This window comes from Lacrimispora sp. (genome assembly GCF_036758025.1).
Lineage (GTDB): Bacteria > Bacillota > Clostridia > Lachnospirales > Lachnospiraceae > Lacrimispora.
On sequence record NZ_DAIOXM010000008.1, the window covers coordinates 27,894 to 50,631 of the forward strand.

Annotated in this window: 32 protein-coding genes; all 32 read right to left on the reverse strand. The window is 39.2% G+C overall.

The window, feature by feature from the left end; translation table 11 throughout:
• Positions 1-6: 6 nt before the first annotated feature.
• Complete coding sequence (locus V7M78_RS08710; protein ID WP_333648504.1) at positions 7-450, reverse strand: GNAT family N-acetyltransferase; 444 nt, start codon at positions 448-450, stop codon at positions 7-9.
• A 206-nt stretch (positions 451-656) separates the two neighbouring features.
• Entirely contained in the window at positions 657-1,082 is a 426-nt protein-coding gene (locus V7M78_RS08715; RefSeq protein WP_333648506.1) for a GNAT family N-acetyltransferase, read from the reverse strand.
• 123 nt (positions 1,083-1,205) lie between these two features.
• Positions 1,206-1,598, reverse strand: a complete 393-nt coding sequence (locus V7M78_RS08720; RefSeq protein ID WP_333648508.1) for a DUF6157 family protein — start codon at positions 1,596-1,598, stop codon at positions 1,206-1,208.
• A 63-nt stretch (positions 1,599-1,661) separates the two neighbouring features.
• Positions 1,662-2,285: a hypothetical protein gene (locus tag V7M78_RS08725; RefSeq protein WP_333648510.1), complete on the reverse strand. Its 624-nt coding sequence runs from the start codon at positions 2,283-2,285 to the stop codon at positions 1,662-1,664.
• A gap of 70 nt (positions 2,286-2,355) precedes the next feature.
• On the reverse strand, positions 2,356-3,369 hold the full coding sequence (locus tag V7M78_RS08730) for a PstS family phosphate ABC transporter substrate-binding protein (RefSeq protein WP_333648512.1): 1,014 nt from the start codon (positions 3,367-3,369) through the stop codon (positions 2,356-2,358).
• A gap of 33 nt (positions 3,370-3,402) precedes the next feature.
• The gene (locus V7M78_RS08735) at positions 3,403-3,678 is read right to left on the reverse strand and encodes a DUF1905 domain-containing protein (RefSeq protein WP_333648514.1); all 276 of its coding nucleotides are present in this window, start codon (positions 3,676-3,678) and stop codon (positions 3,403-3,405) included.
• A gap of 49 nt (positions 3,679-3,727) precedes the next feature.
• Complete coding sequence (locus V7M78_RS08740; protein WP_333648516.1) at positions 3,728-4,684, reverse strand: aminoglycoside phosphotransferase family protein; 957 nt, start codon at positions 4,682-4,684, stop codon at positions 3,728-3,730.
• A 38-nt stretch (positions 4,685-4,722) separates the two neighbouring features.
• Positions 4,723-5,247: a GNAT family N-acetyltransferase gene (locus tag V7M78_RS08745; RefSeq protein WP_333648518.1), complete on the reverse strand. Its 525-nt coding sequence runs from the start codon at positions 5,245-5,247 to the stop codon at positions 4,723-4,725.
• A 171-nt stretch (positions 5,248-5,418) separates the two neighbouring features.
• Complete coding sequence (locus V7M78_RS08750) at positions 5,419-6,294, reverse strand: MerR family transcriptional regulator (protein ID WP_333648756.1); 876 nt, start codon at positions 6,292-6,294, stop codon at positions 5,419-5,421.
• A 155-nt stretch (positions 6,295-6,449) separates the two neighbouring features.
• Positions 6,450-6,986: a GNAT family N-acetyltransferase gene (locus tag V7M78_RS08755; RefSeq protein ID WP_333648520.1), complete on the reverse strand. Its 537-nt coding sequence runs from the start codon at positions 6,984-6,986 to the stop codon at positions 6,450-6,452.
• A 41-nt stretch (positions 6,987-7,027) separates the two neighbouring features.
• Positions 7,028-7,756: an MBL fold metallo-hydrolase gene (locus V7M78_RS08760; RefSeq protein WP_333648522.1), complete on the reverse strand. Its 729-nt coding sequence runs from the start codon at positions 7,754-7,756 to the stop codon at positions 7,028-7,030.
• A 112-nt stretch (positions 7,757-7,868) separates the two neighbouring features.
• On the reverse strand, positions 7,869-8,075 hold the full coding sequence (locus tag V7M78_RS08765; protein WP_333648524.1) for a hypothetical protein: 207 nt from the start codon (positions 8,073-8,075) through the stop codon (positions 7,869-7,871).
• Positions 8,076-8,110: 35 nt separating this feature from the next.
• Positions 8,111-8,728, reverse strand: a complete 618-nt coding sequence (locus V7M78_RS08770) for a lactate utilization protein (protein WP_333648526.1) — start codon at positions 8,726-8,728, stop codon at positions 8,111-8,113.
• Positions 8,729-8,779: 51 nt separating this feature from the next.
• The gene (locus V7M78_RS21620) at positions 8,780-9,343 is read right to left on the reverse strand and encodes a DUF3795 domain-containing protein (RefSeq protein WP_442914637.1); all 564 of its coding nucleotides are present in this window, start codon (positions 9,341-9,343) and stop codon (positions 8,780-8,782) included.
• A 58-nt stretch (positions 9,344-9,401) separates the two neighbouring features.
• Positions 9,402-9,872, reverse strand: coding sequence for a flavodoxin (locus V7M78_RS08785; RefSeq protein WP_333648528.1), 471 nt, complete (start codon positions 9,870-9,872; stop codon positions 9,402-9,404).
• A 63-nt stretch (positions 9,873-9,935) separates the two neighbouring features.
• Positions 9,936-10,490 (reverse strand): DUF1697 domain-containing protein, encoded by a 555-nt coding sequence (locus tag V7M78_RS08790; protein WP_333648530.1) that lies wholly within the window; start codon positions 10,488-10,490, stop codon positions 9,936-9,938.
• A gap of 33 nt (positions 10,491-10,523) precedes the next feature.
• A complete protein-coding gene (locus V7M78_RS08795) occupies positions 10,524-11,033 on the reverse strand; it encodes a DinB family protein (protein ID WP_333648532.1) in 510 nt (169 codons plus the stop codon).
• A 77-nt stretch (positions 11,034-11,110) separates the two neighbouring features.
• On the reverse strand, positions 11,111-11,479 hold the full coding sequence (locus tag V7M78_RS08800) for an ACT domain-containing protein (RefSeq protein ID WP_333648534.1): 369 nt from the start codon (positions 11,477-11,479) through the stop codon (positions 11,111-11,113).
• A 45-nt stretch (positions 11,480-11,524) separates the two neighbouring features.
• Positions 11,525-12,355: a sialate O-acetylesterase gene (locus tag V7M78_RS08805; RefSeq protein ID WP_333648536.1), complete on the reverse strand. Its 831-nt coding sequence runs from the start codon at positions 12,353-12,355 to the stop codon at positions 11,525-11,527.
• Positions 12,356-12,456: 101 nt separating this feature from the next.
• Positions 12,457-13,407, reverse strand: a complete 951-nt coding sequence (locus V7M78_RS08810; protein ID WP_333648538.1) for a 2-hydroxyacid dehydrogenase — start codon at positions 13,405-13,407, stop codon at positions 12,457-12,459.
• A gap of 148 nt (positions 13,408-13,555) precedes the next feature.
• On the reverse strand, positions 13,556-14,425 hold the full coding sequence (locus V7M78_RS08815) for a radical SAM protein (RefSeq protein WP_442914638.1): 870 nt from the start codon (positions 14,423-14,425) through the stop codon (positions 13,556-13,558).
• A 67-nt stretch (positions 14,426-14,492) separates the two neighbouring features.
• Positions 14,493-15,197 carry a dimethylarginine dimethylaminohydrolase family protein gene (locus V7M78_RS08820; RefSeq protein WP_333648540.1) on the reverse strand — a complete coding sequence of 235 codons (705 nt, stop codon included), beginning with the start codon at positions 15,195-15,197 and terminating at the stop codon, positions 14,493-14,495.
• Positions 15,198-15,330: 133 nt separating this feature from the next.
• Positions 15,331-16,185 (reverse strand): CPBP family intramembrane glutamic endopeptidase, encoded by an 855-nt coding sequence (locus V7M78_RS08825; protein WP_333648542.1) that lies wholly within the window; start codon positions 16,183-16,185, stop codon positions 15,331-15,333.
• A 190-nt stretch (positions 16,186-16,375) separates the two neighbouring features.
• Positions 16,376-16,897: a methyltransferase family protein gene (locus tag V7M78_RS08830; RefSeq protein ID WP_333648544.1), complete on the reverse strand. Its 522-nt coding sequence runs from the start codon at positions 16,895-16,897 to the stop codon at positions 16,376-16,378.
• A gap of 213 nt (positions 16,898-17,110) precedes the next feature.
• Entirely contained in the window at positions 17,111-17,572 is a 462-nt protein-coding gene (locus tag V7M78_RS08835; RefSeq protein ID WP_333648546.1) for a cupin domain-containing protein, read from the reverse strand.
• A gap of 25 nt (positions 17,573-17,597) precedes the next feature.
• On the reverse strand, positions 17,598-17,927 hold the full coding sequence (locus tag V7M78_RS08840; RefSeq protein WP_333648548.1) for a DUF1801 domain-containing protein: 330 nt from the start codon (positions 17,925-17,927) through the stop codon (positions 17,598-17,600).
• Between the two features lies 1 nt (position 17,928).
• Positions 17,929-18,750, reverse strand: coding sequence for a 4Fe-4S binding protein (locus V7M78_RS08845; RefSeq protein ID WP_333648550.1), 822 nt, complete (start codon positions 18,748-18,750; stop codon positions 17,929-17,931).
• 160 nt (positions 18,751-18,910) lie between these two features.
• Positions 18,911-19,792, reverse strand: a complete 882-nt coding sequence (locus tag V7M78_RS08850) for a cysteine ABC transporter substrate-binding protein (protein ID WP_333648552.1) — start codon at positions 19,790-19,792, stop codon at positions 18,911-18,913.
• Between the two features lie 25 nt (positions 19,793-19,817).
• Positions 19,818-20,570 carry an amino acid ABC transporter ATP-binding protein gene (locus V7M78_RS08855; protein WP_333648554.1) on the reverse strand — a complete coding sequence of 251 codons (753 nt, stop codon included), beginning with the start codon at positions 20,568-20,570 and terminating at the stop codon, positions 19,818-19,820.
• 5 nt (positions 20,571-20,575) lie between these two features.
• The gene (locus V7M78_RS08860) at positions 20,576-21,253 is read right to left on the reverse strand and encodes an amino acid ABC transporter permease (protein ID WP_333648556.1); all 678 of its coding nucleotides are present in this window, start codon (positions 21,251-21,253) and stop codon (positions 20,576-20,578) included.
• Positions 21,234-21,893 (reverse strand): amino acid ABC transporter permease, encoded by a 660-nt coding sequence (locus tag V7M78_RS08865; RefSeq protein ID WP_333648558.1) that lies wholly within the window; start codon positions 21,891-21,893, stop codon positions 21,234-21,236. The genes V7M78_RS08860 and V7M78_RS08865 overlap by 20 nt, the downstream gene beginning before the upstream one ends.
• 416 nt (positions 21,894-22,309) lie before the next feature.
• Positions 22,310-22,714, reverse strand: coding sequence for a VOC family protein (locus tag V7M78_RS08870; protein WP_333648560.1), 405 nt, complete (start codon positions 22,712-22,714; stop codon positions 22,310-22,312).
• Positions 22,715-22,738 lie beyond the last annotated feature (24 nt).

Genomic DNA, 22,738 nt, shown 5'->3' on the forward strand with positions numbered 1-22,738 from the left:
TTCTATTTATCTATAATAATCTTCTTCGCATATGAGCACCGGAGTGATTGTACCTTCATAAAATGAAACAGGCTTACCAACAATTTTTCCGCCCATACCACAAATAATCTTCACCGTTGCCTCCCGTGCTTCCATATATACCTCTTTAACTCCTTGTGAAAACAAGTCTTCCAATGAGTACTTAGCCAACGCTGTACCAATCTGTTTCCCCCTATAATCACTGTTTACTGCAAATCTTCCCCAATGAGTCTGTTTATCTTCTCTCCATGCTGCAACTGCTCCTACAAGTGATGAATTTACCGTGACACACCACCATTGGACAGTCTCTTCTCCGATCACCTCAATCATATTTTCAGGGATCTTCTGTTCTCCTGAAAATACATTTACCTGTAGCTTCATGATATCGTTCATATCCAGATTAGTTGCTTTCCTTACTACCAATTCTTGCATATGTGTATTTTGCCTTTCCATTATAGTTTTCAAAAGACTTTCAATTTTATCTTTTGTTTCGATAATATATTAAGATCAGACTTTCCGGTCACAAACCTTTGTTTCACCATCTCGTACACAGCTTTAAAATCCGTAACCATACTTTTCCAGCACATTCCACCAGATAATACGGCTGCCGATAAATTTTTTCCTTCTGCGAATCAGGCTCAGAGTTTGGTGCTGTCACTATTCTGGTTTCGCAGCATTCCGCATTTATCTTCTGGTAAATACTTAAATCCATGTTTGTGATAAAGCTTATCAGCAGGGTGGTTTGCTATCAGACAGATATAGCTGTCCTCATGTGTATTTTCCTCAAAATAAATATCAATTGCACCCATAATCCGCTCTGCAAAACCCTTCCGCCGATATTCTTCGTCCACCATAATATCGCTCACAACGTAGGTTATTCCTCCGTCACCAACGACTCTGCCAAATCCAACAAGCCTTTTTTCGTCATAAAGTGATACTGTGAACAAAGAATTTTCCAGGGCAGTCTGACTTCTCTTCAAATCTTTATTTCCCATCCCAGAACGTAACCGGAGATTCACATAGTCCTGTGCTGTTGGGGGCTCATAAATAAGTTGTATATTCAAGACTTTTCCTCCATAAATTCCTGTTTTATTGTCTCATTATATATTGATAATCTGCTGCTATACTTTCACATCTTATTTCATCAACCAACCTGATTGCCGGTAAATGACTTTTCCTGATTATTTTCATTTTTTCTTGTTTCGCATGGCCTTTATATGCTCGATTGATTCGTCGGATACGAAATGACTATATTCTGGGGATTCCATGGCATAAATGGCGATTTTGCCTTCTGCATCACTATGAACACCCCAGCCATATCGCTTAGTCAGTGCTGAAGCCCTGAAACATGGCTGACCTTTTGAAAAAAACGTCTCACGGTTGATTCCTTTTGGCACTCCCTTTGTTTCATATATCACATCATCTGAGGTGTAACTATATGGACTGTCAGCCAACATTTCGTATTCCAGCCTTACCGCTGTTTTGGGTTCTCTATCGGGTGGAATTTCAGCGATTTTTACCGGACAGTCCTCTGATGTTTCTATAAAAACATTTGAATAATTTGTCGTGTGTGTCTTCATGGCTGATGTCCTCTCTTTCTGTAAAATTGTAATCCTGCTTAATGATACATTTTCAATAGGAGTTTATCTGTACTGCTTATTAAAATATCTATATCCAAGCACACATATGGGCAAGAAATAAATACACCATGCTTCTAATATTACCGTTCCTACGACGTTGCTTGTTCCGTCTGTAAAGATAGGAAACATAGGAATAAATAAGCACACAATAAAAAACACTCCATGTATCATTAACATTGCTTTGAAACACTTATCCCCTTTATTATCTACATTTAGCGTTGTACCCAGTAAAAATGTTGACAATGCCATAAAAGCATATCCTAATAAATTATAATTAAAGAACAGACTGCCTAAATGCCCATAGCTGATAATAGACAGTGTTGCTTCACTCAGTCCTTTATTCATGCGGATTGTAGTACATTCCGCATAATAGACAATAAAAACCAAAACAGCATAAATAACAGCAAAACCAATACCTGCAATACCGCATGCTTGTTTCTCTTTATCCTCATTTACACTATAAAGTGCAGTCATAAATGGTAAAAAACCAATAGCTATAAATATACTTGATAAACAGCTTACAAAAATAGTATCTGAAAACAGACCAATCAGCATAGAGATTGCAAAGGCTAAAACTGCTGTTCCCGTGATAATTGAACCTATTTTTCCAATAGTTATATTTTTCATTGATGCAATGATCCTCTCCGGCAAATTATTTCCTTCAGTGAATTGGGATACACCGTATTTCTTACTGCGTTTATTTTACACTGGGAATCAGTTGGAGATTTTCTATAGCCTCTAGACCTTCTTCTCCTTGAAGCCATGTGATAATGCTACGGGCACTATGATCATTTGAAAGATCAGCTCGAACAACTGCGTAATAGCCGTTTGCAAGCGGATAATGGCCGTCTGCTATGTTTTTTGCTGTAGGGAGTACTCCATCAAAGGAAAGAATTTTTAGACGATCACCAATTCCAGTGACTTCATTCATCTGCTGCAGGTAGGTATAAAGGGTATAGCCCAACGCATAGCTGTTAGTTGGACTTCCGGACATTCCTCCTCCATGATAAAATGCCACCAGCTCCAGCATGCCTTCCATAGTCAATTCCACATAATTATTCTGAATATCAGGGTGCATTTCCTCATTGTTTAAAACCAGATTATCCATTTGAGACTGGCTTCCGCTGTCAGAATTCCGGCAAATGGGAACCAGCTTTCTATCCGGCCCTCCCAGCTCGCTCCAGTTGGTAATCCCATAGTTCAGATATATTTCTCTAACCTGATCTAAGGTTATGGATTCTGCTGTATTTTCAACAGAAGTAATGAATATCAGGGCCTCGGAAGCAATCTTGTGGAATTCCAGTTCTACTCCTGCATTTTTTGCCTCTTCCAGTACATCAATTGAGGCATAGGGAACGAGAATCAGGTCGGCTTCCCCTCGGATCAGGCGACGGTAGGAAGGAACGGTTTTCGACGCTTCTTTCGGGTAGCTACTGTCTCCATATGCTTCATCACCGTACATCGCCCGATATATGGCCTGTACAAGGGGCAATGTGGAAGTTGATCCATCAATGATTGGATAATTCTTCGCAGTGATACCAAGTGAATAGGCGGTGGCAGTCATTTCTCTGTTTTTATTGCCTTCAGTAACGGGTTGTGTGGTTATGGAGGGAGATGTTGAGCTTTGCTCTTTGGCACCATCATTTACAGAACAGGCGCAAAGAGTCAGGGCTATCAAACTGATTAATAATGAACTGATCATTCTTTTCATATATATCCTCGCCTTTCCAGAACATATTTGACCTTAACTTTTCTCTCGTTCCTGTACAGTTACATGAATCATATCACCCGGATGCTTGGCTATTTTCTGCCGGATATCTTTACGTACGCCAATGATGTGGCATGGCGTGCCCATTTTCACCATCTGCCCATCGTATGGCTCACCATCAAATGTAGCATGAACAAGTACACGTCCCTTGCCGAATTCCGCCTTTACATCAAACGGAATTTCCACATATGCGCCGTCCATGTCAGGAACCTTATGGATGATTTCATCAAATTCATATATTTTTTGATTCATATAGAAACTCCTTTATTGAAAAGCGAAAGCTGTGAAGTGAATATTCCTGTCAGCGCACTGCATTCAGCAGTTCACATTCCTTTTTCAAATAATTAAGTGATTGGCTCATATCATCCTGTTCGAGATTATCAAACAAGATACTTTCAACAAACTCACTGATATCTTCCAGTCTGCGCCGCAATCTGTAAAAATGCATTGCATCGGCATTAATCTCATAGTCCTTATGCACACCACGGTAAGAAGCTATGAACTCGTCCCATGCGTAACCAAAGAAGAACGTTTCAGTAAACGAAAAGAGGTCGGCTTCTACAGGTGCGAGTTTCAATCCCTCCCAATCAATCAGGAGGAGATTTTCAGATTGTATCAGATTCCAGCCGTGTATATCTGTGTGGCATAGGGTATATCTCATTTGAGAATTTTGCAGCCAGCGCGCCATACTTTGAAGCTCTTCTATCGCTTGAATAAGCTCTGTTATATAGGGTTTTAATACCTCTTGTAAGTAAACAGAACCATGTATATTCTTAAGCCGGTTGATTAAAATCATACAAAACGAAACATCAAAGTTCTCAATCAAGCTGTTCGCCGGTACAGGTATCTCAGCACCATAAAGATGGAGTTCGGAAATAATCTGCGCAATTTCATCTATCTGCTCTGGTTTTAATTTTTCATTGCATAGGGTTGAGCCCTGGATAAAGGGAAACACCATGTAAATAAAAGATGAATCTTCTATTTTATAATCTCCATCTTTGGTCAGAATCGGTGCTATCATTTTCTTTTGAAGTTTTGTGTTTTCATATAACCATAAAACAACCGGCATATAACTGTCGATTCTTGCAACCCAGCTTTTTGTGGAGGGCTTATGCTTATCATAAACCTTCAAAAAATAATCACCGCAATCAGAATGTACTTTCCATGCAGATGCTGACCAGCCTGCAGGAACTTGCTGCAAAGACTGCACGCGGATTCCATATTCATTATAAAGTATCTTATCCATATATTTATCCATTGGAGTACCTCGCTTAGATCCTGTGGTCAGTGGTAAATTTATAAAAGTCTTTGATAAAGTTCAAATTTATCCAAGCCATATTCGCTATAGCCTAAATCCACCGTATCTATATATTGAAAACCATATTTTTTATAAAGGCAAATCGCAGGTGTGTTTTTTTCATACACATCCAAACGAACTGCTTTTATATTCATGTCTTTGCTGTACTGAATAACAAAATCCATCAGTGCCTTTCCTACTCCCTGTTTTAAATAAAGAGGGTGCACTGCAAATGTGTATACGACGAAGATGTCTTTATAATCTAACTCTATTTTCCAATCAGCACTGGAATAAGCCGGCTCCGGCTCATGTCTTAGAATTAGGCTGCCTACGATATGTTTGTCATTTTTAATTACAAATAAATTGCCTTCTTTAATACCTTCCAGGGCAGTTTCCTTTACAGGATATACCCCTTTTTTCCAGCCCGGGAAATTGATATGTGTCTCAAGGTAATCATTTAAATCATTGTATAGACATTCTAATTCATTTATATCATTCAGGCAGCCTTTTTCAATTTTCATCATTTTTTCCTTCCATTTGCCTATTGTCTTCAGACGTTCATTATTCATATGGTACAATAGTAATACACTTATATCTTTTATTACAGGTGTTGTAATAGGTGTATTTGGAGTATCTTTGGGTATCATTACATGTAAAGATTCTGGAAGTGAAAAATAACATAGTACCCATTATCTTTAGTTATTTAATTTCGAAATCTCCGGGTATTGAACCAATAGCTTTTCATTTGCCGTTTCCATTTGTCTGCAATATTCTGCATATGAACTGCTCAACTGCTTAAGCGCCGGAATAAAAATATCATAGTATCCGCTTGTACGATTAAACGATTTTAACATTTCTATGCTTTTATAAGCAAGAGAATTTTTATATTCATCGGACTGCTTAAATTTCAGATATTGTTCTAATGCTTCTTTGTTTGCTGCCAGAAAATCATCGAAATTTTCTATGGACTTCTTTGTGCTTTCAACCATATCTTTAATCTGCTCTGTGCCAATATGCCTTGTACCCTCGATTAAATACTGCTGCAATTCTTCCGGTAAATCAAATGACGGAGCATTATCCCAAAAAGATATTATCGTTTCATAAGCGGCCTGCTGAGTTTCTGTTTTAATAGGCTCGTACAAAAACCGGGCAAAGTGCAGACAGAGAAATCTGCCATAATACCCCGGAAAGGCTTCTAAAAGCTTTTCGGTAATTGTTTTATTGTGATCAAGGGCCTGCAGTTCTGTACTAATTTCATAATAAGATTTACCGCTGCTTAATTTACTGAGGATTGTATTTCTGACCGCTTCCCTTTGAAAATCCAGTTCTTTTCTGGCGGAAATAGCTTGTAAAGCAGTATTGGACTTGTCAGAAAGAACGGTTCTTATTTCATCTGTTCCTAAGTTAAGCTTTCTCAGTATAGAAATCTTATTTAGGGTTTCAATATCATTTTTGCTGTAGTCCCGGTATCCGTTGTCTAAAATGGAGGGCGAAATAAGCCCCTGTAAAGTATAATATTCTATTGCCTTTTTAGTTAAGCCTGTTGTTTTGCTAACTTGATTTATTAACATATTTATCACCTCAACAAAAGCTTAAGCCAATACCCAAGGTGATAGTCAAGCTTTTCTTGAAAAATATAAATAATTTGTACTATCTGTTCCGGCTGCTGCAAAAATTGAATTATGTTAAAACTGTCTATCATATCAACTGTCTTTTTTCATTTAAGCTAATATTCATGCCGGTCCGACCGTATGATATCCATGAAAATTTCATCATAATATTTGCCCTTTAAGTAATACGCCTGACGCCTGCGCCCAATTTCTTTGAAACCTGTTTTTTTGTAGCAGTTCACTGCATTTTCATTGAAGGAAAAAACTTTCAGCATTATATTATTAAGATTTAAATAGTTAAATCCAAAATCCACAAGAAGTCCCATTGCTTCTGATCCGTAGCCATTATTCCGATTTTTTTCATCGCCTATAAATATCCCGACTTCCCCGCATTGATGTATCTGATCCACAGAATTAAATCCGCAATTACCGAGGAGTTCATCATTTTCAGCCTTGACTATGGCGAATTGTGTGCCCTGAGAATTCTCCTTTATCCACTCCTGTTCACCAGAAACAGATACCATGTTATGTGACGTGCCAAGTTTCTCAGTTACAGAAAGATCATTGAGCCATTTTGTATAGGTTTCAGCATCGTCTAAACACATAGGTGATAAGTAAACCTTGCTGCCAACCAGCTTTTTATAGTATTTCATTGATCGTTCCCCTTTCAAGTTTATTGAATTCCACATTCTATTTATTTTGCATTGTTTAAAGGGTACAGCTTCATTTTGTGGACATGACACTGGTTTTTCTCTAATTCACTGTAATCAAATGGGTTTCCATGCCCCGGATAAATCTTTGCAGGCTTAAGCCCAATAATTGTTCGCCAAGACTGAAGAAGGGCTTCTTTATCCTCCGCCCAAATTGCAATTTTGTACAGGCTTGGGAATCCATTCATTGCCGCATCCCCGCAGAACAAGCTGCCGTCATTGAGGAAGAGGGAAATGGAATCACCGGTATGCCCAGGTGTATCTATAATTGAACCATTCAGCTTCACTCCCGCCTCTTCACGATTGTAGTCCGACACAGCAATGCATCTTTTTTCAAATTCCCTATTCAACGGTGGAAAACGATGGGCGCCTTTTCCCACAAATCCCATGAAACAGCAGAAAAACAGAGCCAGCCGGCTGGTACACCCTCCGGTAAATGAATTCTGTCCCCGATATAGCCCTTCTATAGCTTTGTCACTCATAATCACCTGTACATCAGGCAATTCATCAAAAAGCTCATTCAAAAAGCCTGCGTGATCATCGTGTGCATGTGTCAAAAAGATATAGCGTATCTCTCTTATATCTATGCTTTGTGAAGACAACCATTTCTTAAGGTGTGCAAATCCGTTTTCATATCCAGTATCAATTAATACAAATCCTTCTGGAATAGAATAAATCCAATTGTTCACAATTCTGTTTCCAGCATTAAACACCAGAGCACCTCCTTGAGCCATATATAAGTGTTGATTGTTTACTCCCTTTCCAAAGTCAAAAGATATTATTTCCGGTATATGCATTTCTTCAATATTGAGAAAGAGAAATTGATCAGTTAATTTTGTTGAAAATAACAGTCTGTTCCTTCATAGATATTTTGCCTACCTGATATCCAAAATCTACCAGTTCTTTCTTATAGTTCAAAAAAGAATGATCTAAGGGAATTCCGGCAATATCCTTGATTTCCTCAAAACTTAACTTGAATGATTGATCCCCTTTTTTCTGAACATATTCCCATAATAAATTATATTTACTCAACTTGCATCCCTCCTTAGGAATTTTTTATTCACCAATTAAAACCCGTATTCCTGATTAACAAAAATCACTTTTATCCGGTTCTTCACAAATTGTCCTGCAATCAGCACAAAATCATTGCAAATCCTTTGTGCGTGCCTGCAATCAATACATTTGCCCAGTTTTGTACACGGTGTATCTTTATTAAGCCTTACCGCATCCAAAGGTGCCGCAATCTGCCTTGTTCGATGGATCGCATCTTCCACAGTATCTGCCAGCTTATTGATACCGGCCACAACGATTACCTGCCTGGGCCCGTACAGCATGGGCGCAACCCTGCTCCCGTTTCCATCGATATTAAATAGCTTCCCATTCAGTGTAATGGCGTTCGTACCAGTCAGAAATGTATCAACATCAAAGTTTTTCAGATATATCTCCCTCTTTTCCTCCGACGTTAAATCAGGCTGGTGCTTGTCATTAAGTATAAAGTTTCCGCTGCGGACAAATTCAAACACCCCGGTTTCTTCCAGCGTAACAGAATCACCCCAGCCAACCCGTTCTCCGCTTTTTATTAATGATGCCATAAGTTCCAGCAGTTCTTCTTTGGTTTCGACAAAATATCCAGCCATATTATTCCGCTGTAAATTTAAAATAGCTTCCTGTATCCGCTTATCCATATTCACCTCCACTATGACCAATGATTCAGCGGTCGAAGCTCCTGTAAATCTTTATTCACTCTTTTTAACCGGCTTTTTACGGAGCTTAAGTATAAGCCCCTGCTCGACTGCAATTTCCTGAAAAAGAGAAGCTATTTTTTCTTCCTTTTCTTTTGCTGTCCAGTCACAAAATGAAACATTTTTAACAATCTGTCCCATCACATTTTCTATATCTTTCAAGGGTAATAGGTTTACCGCAACACAATAGAATGTTTTTCTACGTCCGCTGTTATAATCGGACAGAAGAGTTTTCAGAATTTTGACCTTTTGACGCTGTTCCGCATTGTAAGCTTCTATTCCCATTTCCTGGACCTTTATCATATCTTTTAATTGGCGCTGATGGGTAATAAATGAATCATATTCCTCTATCCCCTCATACCGTTGGCATGGATATTCCGTGCAGTGAAAGCAGTATTCAACTTTATCATGCTGCATGCTGCATCTTGCGATTGCACAAGATTGGTTTCCTATGCCGCCTCCGCATCCGGGACAATGCCCATCTAAGCGCATCGGGCATAACTCGCAATTAAGGCCGCAAAGTGAAAAGGATAAGTTTGTCCTGTTAAAATTTTTCATTTTAATCACCTGTAAAATTCATGCTTTGCTGTTTCATCCGCAAAATTAGAACTTCTTGTCATTGATAACCAATTGCCTCAAGCCAATTTATAATATCTTCAGGTTCAGCATTACCGTTTACAGCAATACCTGGCAAGATTAAGGACTTAGAGCATTCTTTGGATATATCATTTTCAATTTGTCCAAATCCGCCGCCTCCATGAGTACAAAAGGGAATCACAGTTTTGCCTGTAAAATCATGCTGCCTAAGAAAGCTCAGAACTGGCGGCGCTATTGTTTTAAACCAGTTAGGCGATCCTATAAATATTGTTTCATAATCATTTATTGGTTCGTATCCGGATATTAGCTTAGGTGCATATCCCCGGGAGATTTGGTTTCTCACTTCTTTTGCAGCTGTATTATAATCAAAAGAATAATTCTTTTCAGGAATTAACTCTCTTAAAGTACCGCCAGTTTGTACCGCTATTTCTAACGCCAGACTTTCCGTATTACGGAAAAGTGAATAATAAACAATTAACGCATTGCTCATATGGATTATATCCTTTCGTAATTCCTATCTCATCTGCTATAACTCATCAGAATAACGCAAGCGTTACAGACCAGTCATCATACCATACAATTTATTAACAGTTTTCCAGTTCCTCATAGTGGAAACCGGAAACGCCTTTGCTATATGAACTGCCAGATTTGAATTGCGTACGCTTTCATAACATAAAAGATATAGTTCCTTCTTCCCCGCCAATAACATATCCCGGCCCACATATTCCTTGCAAATGGAGTCAATCTGTGATTGTTCCGGCACAGTATCTAAAAAACAGACATAAAGGTGTTCTACCTTCGGATCAAACGCTTCTGCTGCTGTAATTTCATCCGGCGTAATCGGAATCCGGGTAATTAAAGTTTCTATTTCATTTATATTTCGCAAAATCACATGGCTTTCAAATCCAAAGTGTTCAGCAAAACCTTTATGAATTGCTCCTTGTAAATATGTTTCTTCCAAATCCGTTTCAAAAACCACATTGCCGCTCTGAATATAAGATTTTACTTCAGATACTCCCAAATCAAGAAAAAACCGCCTTAATTCTTCCATTTTAACAATGTTTTTTCCTCCGACGTTGATCCCCCGGAACAATGCTGCATATGTCATACACTTCCTCCCATATCCGTCACGTTTTCCTGCTTATTTTTGACAGGTTTTATATAAGAATCGTCCGTAACCTATTTCCGCTGCATTTTTCATCAATTCTCCATTCAACCATAAGGCAGTATCCAGAAAACTTCGATCAGTCAGCGGCCATTTGGTATATTGCTTAGAAACATAGTCTGCATCTGATAAATCATTTAGCTTTGAAACCCATTTATCATGCAGGGAGTTTATTTCTGCCTTTGCTTTTTCAATACTTCCAGGCCAGAGAATGTCTTCTTTCTCTAAAGTACCTTCACCAAAGTTGTAATCCAATGCAGAACTCCACCAATACATAATATGCCATAAAGTCCATGCAATACTGGGCGGCCCTGGGTCGTAGCTTTCAGTTTCAGGCCAGTCTATACGCCAGCCTTCATCCTCTTTGTGTACCTGCAGCCCTTCCGGATTGATTACCCATAGTGCCTCTTCTTCCCCGAGATCGTTCATATGATAAAGATAAAGCTGCCAGCACATATCTAGTTGAAATAATATATTTTCTTTCATGATAATACCTCTCTGTGTGTATTCGGGATTGCATTCGGCTGATATAAAACTATAATTCAACTCAAAAAACGAGAATTTTATTGTCTGATTTCGTAGCCATTACAGCTAAGAACGTCGACAGCCTTTTGAAAATCACTTTCTTTCGTTAAAATGTAATCCGTATTGTATGTGGATACTGCAAATATCCCGATTTTATTCTCAGCCAGCAACGAAGATATTTTAGATAAAATTCCTATTAGCGAAAAATCTAAAACGCCCTGGATCCTGAATGCTTTCCAGCCGTTATCGCATTCAATGGCGTTGTCCGGCACTTTTTCTGAACTGCAAACCAAAGACAATTCCTCATCTGTTTTTCCAATAAAGAAGATTTCATCTGAATAATCCACTTGGGATAAATCTTTAACTTTGCATACTGATAAATCTTGTTTTAATATTTTGATTTCCATAATAGAGTACATCCTTTCAAATTGAAATTTCTTGCCGCCATATTCCTACGAAAAAGCCTTCATCAGCTCTTCATAAGAAATCTTTCCCAAAGTAAATCTTTCCAGTGTTATATATGTTTTTTCTGTTGAGGTATTCACTCTATTATGGCATTTATCCACCAACTCATTTTCATTTGTCAATGGTTCATATATATGCTCTTTTTTATGATACGCCTCATAGTATCTTATGCCAAATTTTCTCTGTGACATGGCATTAATATGGATACCATCTGGGTTAGATGTAAGTCCTTTAGCAGTAACATAATAGCAATTTTCTTTGTCCTGTGCATATTTTTCAAGTTCTTCGTTAATGAATTGATATTCCACACATCCTGCGCCAAATGCCTCCTTACCCAAATAATCACCCAAACCACCTATGATAAATGGAATATTAGGTATGGATAATTCTCTTCTTATTTCATGAAAAATTCTTTGCATTTTTTCATAGTATTCTTTGTATTTTCCATCCTGGCTGTCACTTTCACCCTGATGCCATAGTACTCCTGCCAATTCGCTGTCTTCCGTTGCAAATTTAGCTTCATTTATTGCATGACGAAATAATGTTCCATCTGTCGACCACTCATCAATGGAACTGCCGCCTTCTGCACATGGAATAAGACCAATTTTTTCTCCCTCATTATCCTCACACCAAGCCTCTGCAAATGATGCCGCAAGCCCTACACCCGCAACCGGCCTGTCAAAATGAATTGGTTCAGTCATCATTTGCCATCTGCCATTTCGCAGCATCATAATTCTTTCATTATAAATCGGAGACACATCATGTGTAAATCCACGACCTGCCATATTTGACTGTCCAATTAGTAAAAATGACTTCATTCTTTTTTCCTATCTACTAAATATTAATATCAATAAATACAAAACTGCCTTGCTCTTATTATGCCGGATATTGGCCATAACCTAAGATTCTAATTGACTTTTTAATCCACTCTGTTAATCGGCTGCCCTTTGAAAAAAGCACTGATATTGCCTTGGATTAATGAAACTAAACGTTGTCTTGTTTCTAATCCCCTCCAGCCCATGTGGGGAGTAATGATCACATTATCCATTGTATACAATGGACTTGCATCATCCAATGGTTCTATTTCCTGCACATCTAATCCCGCTCCTGCAATTACATTATTTTGCAATGCTTCAATCAGTGCTTTTTCATCAACCAGCGCTCCTCGTGCAGTATTGATTAAGTATGCTGTTGGTTTCATCATTGCTAAAGTTTCTTTGTTAATCAAATGTCTTGTTGATTCATTTAAAGGACAATTAAGGGAAATAAAATCACTTTGCCTTAAAACTTCCTCATTAGTTGTAAAGTGAATGTTCCCCACATCTGCTCTTGGATTTCTGGTAGCTGCTAAAATATCCATTCCCAGTGCTTGGGCTACTTTGATTATTTCCTTTGCAATATTTCCATAACCGATCACTCCCAATGTTTTGCCGTTTAATTCTACGTGGTCCACCATTAAATGTTTATGGAAATTGTCATGATTGCCTTCTGCAAGCATACGAATCTGTTTTTGCATTGAGCTTGCCAGGCTTAAAATTAAAAGGATTGCTGTATGTGCCACCCGCTCACTGCTATACGCAGGGATGTTACATACGATGATTCCTTTTTCACGTACCGCATCCAAATCTATATTATTGTATCCGGTTCCGGCTTCACAAATCATTTTTACACTATCAGGAAACTTTCTAATAATGTCACCGCTGACTTTCATTTCTTTCGTTACAACAATCGTAAAACCTTCAACTCTCTCCAAAATTTTATCTTCTGGTGTTTCATCATAGATTACCACCTCAGATGCAATTTGTGAGTAATCAACATTTCCATCATAATTTACCAGACCGGCGTTTAATACTACAGTTTTGTCATTCATAATATTCTCTCCTCTCATTTATACCGGGTGCAGCCATATGCCGTAGAAATACCGAACCAAACACATAGTCCGGATTCCCCCACCCTGCCACTTGGAAATTGGTACATGATCTATTTTAAAGCAAATAGCGTATCCAATCTGTTTTTTCTCAACTCTCAAACAATGAGAGTTGTCCATCTTGTTCCGTAAAATCCCAAACATAGTTAAAAACTTCCTTTTCGCCATAAAGCATATTGTTTTCCTTGCAGAATGACTGTATTAGTTTGGATAATTTTCCACTACGAGGACTCTTAAGCCCATAAGCGGAACCATATTTTTTCATATATTCTTTTTTAAGATTTGGAAAATGTTCTTCTAATTTTTTATAATAATATTCACGGTTTCCATATCTGAGTGTCATACCAATACCAAAGGTTATAATACCTTTCACACCCACTTCTTTACAGTAATTTAAAATACCTAAAATATTTTCCTCTGTATCATTTATAAAAGGCAGAATTGGAGTAAGCCAAACAATAGTAGGAATATTTGCCCTTTGCATTTCCTTTAACACTTCAACCCGTCTTTTTGTAGTACAGACATTAGGTTCTAATAGTTTGCAAAGTTCTTCATCAAAAGTTGTAAGTGTCATTTGAACAACACATTTTGACTTTTCATTGATTCTCTTTAACAAATCAATATCCCTTAAAATTAAATCTGATTTTGTTAAAAGAGCCACTCCAAAACCATACCTTTCAATGACTTCAAGGCATTTTCTTGTGTTTTCCAGCTTTTTCTCAAGCGGAATATAAGGGTCAGTCATTGAGCCAGTTACTATCATTGATTTCTTTCTTCTTTTAGACAGTTCTATTTCAATTAGTTCTACTGCATTGACTTTTACCTCAATATCTTCAAAATCATAGGTTTTACCATAAACCTCACTTCGGCTATCACAATATATACAGCCATGTGTACAGCCACGGTATATGTTCATATTATTTTTTGCCGAAATCAGACTTTTAGCAACGATCTCCTTAATGGTATGCACCTCCAAAAACGTATACCTTCCAACGCAGTCTCTTTAACAGGATATACCTCTTTTCCATCTATATTCTTACAAGCGGCTGGGTACTGCATCGAAAGGAACCTCCCAGGCTTCTTGAGATTTTAAAATCAACATATTCCACAGTTATCCCTCGCGCTCTTAATTGCTCTGCAATATATTCAAATTGAGGATCTAAAATATAAACAGACTCATTTACGGGAAGGCCATTCACAGCCAGATAGGCAATATCCTGATAAGGAACAGAAATTCTATCCCAATTCTTCAATGATTCGGGGATTCCGTTTAACAGAGCTTCTTCGCAAACAATCATCAATCCATCCTTCACTAAGCTTAAGGCACAATCCAAATGAAGCACATCTTTTTTCAGCGGAACCTCCACCACTTCGTAATTCCAGTGGGACAAATATGATTTGAGCCAAAGATAGCCATTATGGTTTGAAGCTAATCCGGAATTGCCCACAAAAACAGTTTTTCCTAAAACCAGGATATCTCCACCCTCCAAAAAAGGTCCCTTTTCATCTTCTAACCCTTCCGAAATATCTGGTCTTGGCACTGACACATAAAAAGCGTCGCTGTCATAGGCTTCTTTAACGAGAATATCTCTGATTGGAAGGATTTCATTTCTTCGGTGAAAGAACCGCAAAGAGCCCTCTATGATTGAAGTGCCAATAGTAAAAAACGGATCACGCACAAAGAAATTGCAGCAGCCATATTCCTTGCCGGATTCTTTTTCATATGCTATCAAATCCTTTCAATTTTAAATTCATCCCTCTATTGTAATTTTTCTTAAAATCAGTATACTTTATCCAAATGGTTTGCGCAAACTATTTACCCTGATCTGATTTAATCTTCATCAATCAATGTTTTTATCTGTATACCTATGTGCGGAATGTCGGCTTGTGGTGCGCTCCGCTTTTCCAATAGATAAAAAGAACGATCAGAAATGATACCGTCTGCGCGATTGAAATACGTATTATCTGAAACTCATCCGCGCCGGAGGTTGTTATGACATGCAGAAGATTGATAACCGTGTTATTTAAAAAGTGATCAGCCATGGACATCCATAGCGAACCGGTGACTTTAGCCAACAAACAGAATTTTAATCCAGTGATGCCTGTGGTTACAACCAGCATAAGGGCGGACATCACCGCTCCGGTTGGGCTAATTTCCCCATCCAACAGACCGCGTACTGGAGCAATGATATGCCAAAAACCAAAGAGCACTGAAGAAAAAATAGCTGCTTTAATAAATGAGTATTTCGTTTCCAGCAGCTTCACAAACAGGCCCCGGAATACTCCTTCCTCCATAACTACATTGATTAAATTTCCAATTATGCAAAAGATAAAAAACATGAGGCCAGTTTGCCGTCCAATATTACCGTCAATTGCATAGCTGGTCATATAAATTTGAAGTCCAGGTTGGCTGCCACTTGAAAGATGTATGAAAAATTCGGTTCCGTAGGCAATTGTAAATACGATTGCGCCCAGCAACAGTCCATAGGTCACATATCTCATTGCTGACTTACCTGCAAAACCCATGTCCATACATTTCAGGGAAACATACCGCATCGCAAGCAAAAGCACAGCAATACCCGCCAATTTATGTAGAAACGCTTCCCCAAAAATACTTTGATCCGTACGGATAACCATGTATTCAATGACCCTGAATACGATACATACCAGATAAATAGCTATAACGGACTTCACAGGGTTAAAAAGTTCTTTTTCTGTCATCGTGAGCCTCCTGTAATATAAATAATCTGCACTTTAAATTCTTCAATTTCAAAACCGTTTACAAAGAATACTTAAAAAGATATCTTTATTGGGCATGAATCCTATCTTTTTATAAAACTCTGCTCCCGATCCCCCCGGTAAATTATTCTCCTCTATTTAACTTTTGTTTTAGTTGCTGTAACATTTAACATCAAATATATCGTCTGACCTTTTTCATATATTTCTTGTACTCTTCTCCAAATTTATCAATACACCATCTTTCTTCCGAAAGAATAATCCAATGGGAAGCGATTTGAAATATTAATACGATTCCAAATAATATCCATGACCGCGTCAGCAAGGTGCACCCAATAAAATATATGAAATATGACAAATACATAGGATTACGTGAAAAATGGTAAAGCCCATTACGATTTAATCCCTCATTGGAAGAAAACGCAAAGTTTATCATTGTGATTGTACATAATATTAATCCAAATATATAGAAAACTAATCCTGTATAGAATTGCCAAGAAATTTCTATTGTAACTTTGAGAAAACATAAATACACAAATATTGCTGCATTTGAAACCTGATATATCCAATATGCTAATATCTCATTTCCAAACATTGGTGGAAAATGGGCCGCACGTCTTATGGCATCCTTGCTTAAAATTGACAAAAGCCCAAACCTTATCAGCCAAAAGGGTAATAACAATAAAGAACCATTCATTTTAATTTCTTACTCTCCCCTCCGTCACCTGTAATTCATTCAATAATTCCGGCTCAAAAAACCAGAATTTTATTATTTCATTTCGTAGACGTTGCATCCAAGAACATAAACAGCCTTTTCAAAGTCACTTTCTTTCGTTAAAATATAATCCGTATTATATGTGGAATACATTTTTAATAAGACTGCAAGTTGAAATTTAAACTCATACAACGCTCACTGATTAGGTTCCGATGTCCACAGCAGGTCTGAATCCCCTCCCCGAAAAACACGGCGCTGTTCATTTGACTTTTGCATGTACACATCTTCGTCCGGATAGTAGCAGGTATCTTCCTTTTCATTTGTCCCGACATCCAAAATAACTAAAATATCATCACTGGAATTATAAAATGTATGGGCAATGTTTTGCCCAGCGGGCTTTGCAAAAAAATCTCCTTGCTTCACATCCCGTTCCTTATCCTGCAACCGCAAGGTACCAGTGCCGGAAAGAATTATAAAAAATTCTTCCTGTTGGGAATGACTATGGTATTTGGTACTATATGCTTTCGGCGGAACATAATCAATATTCACATAAACTTTCTGACTTCCTCCTGCGGCACCCAATGATTTTGTAATTAACCCCACAGAATCCTGCCAAATAAATTCATCTGAAAGCTGATCAATATTTTTAATTTCCATCTGGCCCCTCCTTGCTAAAATATAGCTATGTTAATGATTCCATAAAAATTGACTCTAAAATAACACATGGAATATCCTGATTCAGATAAATCTGCAACATCCCTTTAGGCGTGATTTTATATTGTTCCAACTGCGGTTTATACCTGATAACTGCCGCAGCTTCAATATTAATATGATCCTTAAAAGGAATAATTTTTATAAATTTATCCCCAACATAAAAACTTGGCAGTTTGGCCCATAATTTTTCTTCTATCTCACACGGGACACTTTTAATGATAAGTTTCCGTATTTCGGCAAAAAGGTCTTGTATTTCTTTGCTGTACCTTTCAATATACTCCTGAATCCCCTTATTCATATCACTCCTCCGCAAAGTCCAAAAGAAACAATTCATTTTCCTTTCTGACAGAACATACTTCCCCTAACCTTTTTGACATCATCTCTACAAGCCCCTCATCTGCATAACGGGCCTTTTGAGGACAAATCACCACACACCGCATACAGGAAATACACATCTCCGGTTCCGTCAGCATAGGATTCTCCTTGGGAATGGCACCAGCAGGACATTCTTCTGCGCATAAACCGCACTGGTTACATTCCTCTCCGGTTTTCGGAATCACCGGAACTACTTTATATTCTTTGTAAGGATCGTTCCCCGGAACCCACAGTTCAGCTCCCACTGTATTCTCTCCAGTAATACCTTTAATCTTTTCAGAAAAATCCAGCAACTCTTCCTCATCCCGCAAATCCGGCCTACCCGCTGCAAACTGATTCATAATAGAATGCTGCGCAACAGCAGCAACTCCGGCAATACAGCAAAATCCGGCCAATGCCGCGGTATTTTTCAATTCCAGCAAAGCGTCCTCATAAGCCCGGTTTCCATACACTGCAATAAGAACTGCTTTTGCACCATTCCCTTTCAGCTTCCGGATATTTGACGTCACCAGCATAGGTACACGCCCCCCAAATACAGGAGCTGCCACCATACAGACATCATTTTCACCAAATTCATATTCCGAAAAATCCTCCAAAGAATTTGACAAATTTATTTCCACTTTCTCACAGTCCCATGACCTGCTCATGAAATCAACAATCTTTTTTGTTCCGCCTGTCGGACTAAAATAAATCTGAAATAATCTCATACCCGTATTCGACTCCCCTTTTCTCAATATCATTTCCATTCCTTATTTCCCTCAGTTTCATCTGACTATTACAATAAAACATCCCGCATATCTGTATTGTACCACCATCTCACCCCATTTTCCATCCAATATTAAAACGGGCAGAGGCAGTCAGATATTCTCCGACTGCCTCTGCCCGTTTCATTCTATTTTCTATTTCTTAAACCTGACCGCCTTCTACAACCAGATTTTCCGGATCAATCTCATCGCCATATACCGGCTTTAAGGTTTCCTCAAAATTCTTATGGAAGAACTGCTCTTTTCCAAGAGTTTCAATCTCGCTGTTGATCCAGTCTAACAGTTCTTTATTGCCCTTCTGAACGGCTGGAGCAATGGTATCCAGGTTTCCGATGGATTCAATTCCTACAGTAAATCCTTTGTTCTGAATTGCCCAGGCAAGAACTTCCGTGTTATCGGTAGAGAAAGCATCTCCTCTTCCGTCTAACAGGGCATCATATGCTTCCTGGTACTCATCAAACTTTAACAGCTTCACTTCCGGATGGTTTTGAGAGAAATATGTTTCTGCTGTTGTTCCCTTTACCACAATGAGAGTCTTATCCTTTAAATCAGCCACATCCTCGATCAGACTTGCATCCGGTGATACCACGCCCAGAGCAACCTTCATGTAAGGAAGTGCAAAATCTACCTGCTCTTTTCTTTCATCTGTTACAGTGAAGTTAGCTAAAATCACATCTACCTTAGCAGACTTTAAATATTCCACACGGCTTGCAGCCTCAACATATACGAATTCAACTTTGTCTTCGCCTCCCAGCAGATCCTTTGCCATACGCTTTGCAAAATAAACGTCATAGCCCTGGATTTCTCCGTTGGAATCCACGTATCCAAATGGGTTTTTGTCGCTGAATACACCGATTTTAATAGTTCCGGCTTCCTTAATCTCATCAAGAGTCCTGGCCTGTGCAGATGCTCCGCCAGCCTCTCCTGCTGCGCTCTCCTTTGTTCCACCTGTCTGACCGCAGCCTGCTAAAATACCTGCTGCCATGACTACGCCCAATAATGCACCGAATACTTTTTTCTTCATAATAATATCCTCCATTTATATTTTTTTATAACGCTTCATAATGAAACGTATTTAAAAACTGTTTTGCCCGGTCTGTTTCCGGAGAAGTAAAAAATTCTTCCGGCCGGCTCTGTTCCACAATGACTCCCTGATCCATAAACAGGACCCTGTCTGCCACTGCCTTGGCAAACTCCATTTCATGGGTGACAATGACCATGGTCATTCCTTCCTTTGCCAGCTCCAATACTACCTGTAAAACCTCCCGGACCATTTCCGGGTCCAGGGCTGCTGTAATTTCATCTAAAAGCAGGATTTCCGGGTGCATGATGAGAGCCCGTACAATGGCTACTCTCTGCTTCTGACCTCCGGAAAGCTGTCTCGGGTAGGCATCCCTCTTATCTGAAAGCCCGACCCGTTCCAGAAGTTTTTCTGCCTCTTCCGTCACTTCCTTTTTATCCCGGTTCTGCACCTTCAAAGGCGCCAACAGGATATTTCCCAGAATGGTCTTATGGGGAAATAAATCATAGCTCTGGAATACCATGCCGATCTTTTGCCTGATCTCATAAACATCACGGCCATTTCTGTCAATGACCTGATCCTTAAACTGGATAGTCCCGGAATCAATGGGCTCCAGCATGTTGATACATCGTAAAAATGTGCTCTTTCCACATCCGGAAGGCCCTACTACCACAACTACCTCTCCCTTTTCCAAGGTAAAGGAAACATCCTTTAAAACCGGCTGCCCGTTTTCGTAAGATTTCCTGAGGTTTTCTATTTTTAAAATCTCTTCCTGTCTCATTTTTCTCAATCCTTTAATTTTTTATCCAACAGAGCGGCTGCCCTGGAAAACGGGTAACAGACTGCAAAATACATCACAAAGATCACACCGTACACCCAAAGGGATGCATCTGGAATGGTATATCTGGAAGCGTCAATGATCTGCTTTCCCACTTTGACCACTTCAATGACTCCGATCAGCACCACCAGGGAGGTAGTCTTGATCATTCTGGTCAAAAGATTCATCACCGATGGAATCAGCCTTCTCACGGTCTGGGGGATGATGATATAACGGTATACCTGAAGCTTTGTCATACCAAGTCCAAAACCGCTCTGGTACTGGTGAACCGGTATGGATTCCAGGGCGCTTCGCACCAGATCTCCCATTTCCGCCGCTCCCCAGAAGGTAAACACAATAATGGCCGCTGTTCCGCCTGAGAGATTGATATTCCAATGCTTTGCCGCTCCGAAGTAAACCAGGAACAAAAGCACAAGCTGAGGCATGATCCTTACAGTCTCCAGATAAAGGCGGCAGAATATCTGGACAGGCTTTTTCTTGCTGGTCATGACCATTCCAAGTAAAATTCCAAGCCCTACAGACAGCACCATGGCTATAACCGCAATCCGAAGGGATGCCCAAAGCCCGCCAAGGAGGCGCAGGAAGTTGGTTCCCTCAAACAGTATTCTAATTCCCAAATTCTGCATAACGGACCCTCCTTTCTATCCAGGTACAAAGTAAGGATATTGGAAGTAAAATAATCAGGTAAGCGATTACCAGCATGAAAAGGGCCTCATCTGTTTTATAGTAAATTCCAATCAAATCCTTTGCCACAAACATTAAGTCAGCCAGGGCAACTGCGCTGAACACCGATGTTTCTTTAATAAGAAATATGATGTTGGCACAAAACACCGGAACCGACGTGGTAATGGCCTGGGGAAGTATGATGTGGAGAAATACCTGCCACTTTGTAAGTCCCAGGCTGAGACCTGATTCCGACTGAATGGGCGGCACCTGGTCAATTCCTGTCCGGAACGCCTCCGCCATATAGCTTCCACCCAGGAAAGACAGGCCGATAATGGCGCAGCTTTCAGAGCTTAAAACAATTCCCAGCTTGGGAAGGCCAAAATATAAAAAGAATAACTGGATCAATAAAGGTGTATTTCTGGAAACCTCGATGTATCCGTTTACAATATTTCTAAGTACCGGTATGTGGAATACCTTGACCAGGCTGCATAAAAGGCCAATGGCCGTTGCCAGCAGAATCCCCACCAAAGAAATCCGGAGTGTGATACCTGCCGCTTCTATATACATAGGCACATGGGCGCGGATAAATTCAAAATCCATGATATTTCTCCCCTCCCGCCTTATCCTCTATCTGATACATGTAATAATATTCCTCCCTTTTTCATATAAAATGAAAAAAGGAAGGGGCATGCGCGCACACCCGCTCCCTTCCATTCATTCTCTCAATACTGCAAGACAAAAATTGGAAATCAGACACTTAAATGCGCACACCAACAGGCCGTATCTCTTCACAAACGAAGCATCTACAGCAACAACAGCACTGCATTTTGTTGTTCATAATCTGTTGGTAATTGATTTTCATGTCTTTTCTCCTTGCTTTATATTCATATCATACTAAACATATATGTTTACTATACTAGTACGATGCTCTTTTGTCAATCTTTTTTCAAAAAGTTTTTAGACGCAGATAAAAACGGGGACAGTTTTCCTCACTGCGCCCCGTTTTCAAATACTGACTATGATACAGAAAACAGCCAGATCATTCCATATTTATCTTGGAGAGAACCGTGTAATTTGGCAAAAAATGAGGGCTCCAGTTCCATCAGCACCTGACCTCCTTCTTTCAGAAGGTTCCATGCTTTTTTAGCTGCTTCTTCAGAAGTCATCTCAAGGCTGAAGTTGATATTTGTTCCTTTTTCCAAAGGTCTTGCAACATCAGCTCCCATTAAAACTCCGCCTTCATTCAAACTTACCTGAGCATGCAGCACCAGATTTTTCTCCTCTTCTGAGATTGGAAAATCGATGTTTTGCGGCATCTCCCCGTATTTCTGCATGTGGATTATCTCTCCGTCAAAGGCTTTTGCATACAGCTGAAAGGCCTCTTCGCAATTACCGTTAAAAAAGATGTATGGCTTGATCATAAGTTTTCTGAACTCCTTTTTTCG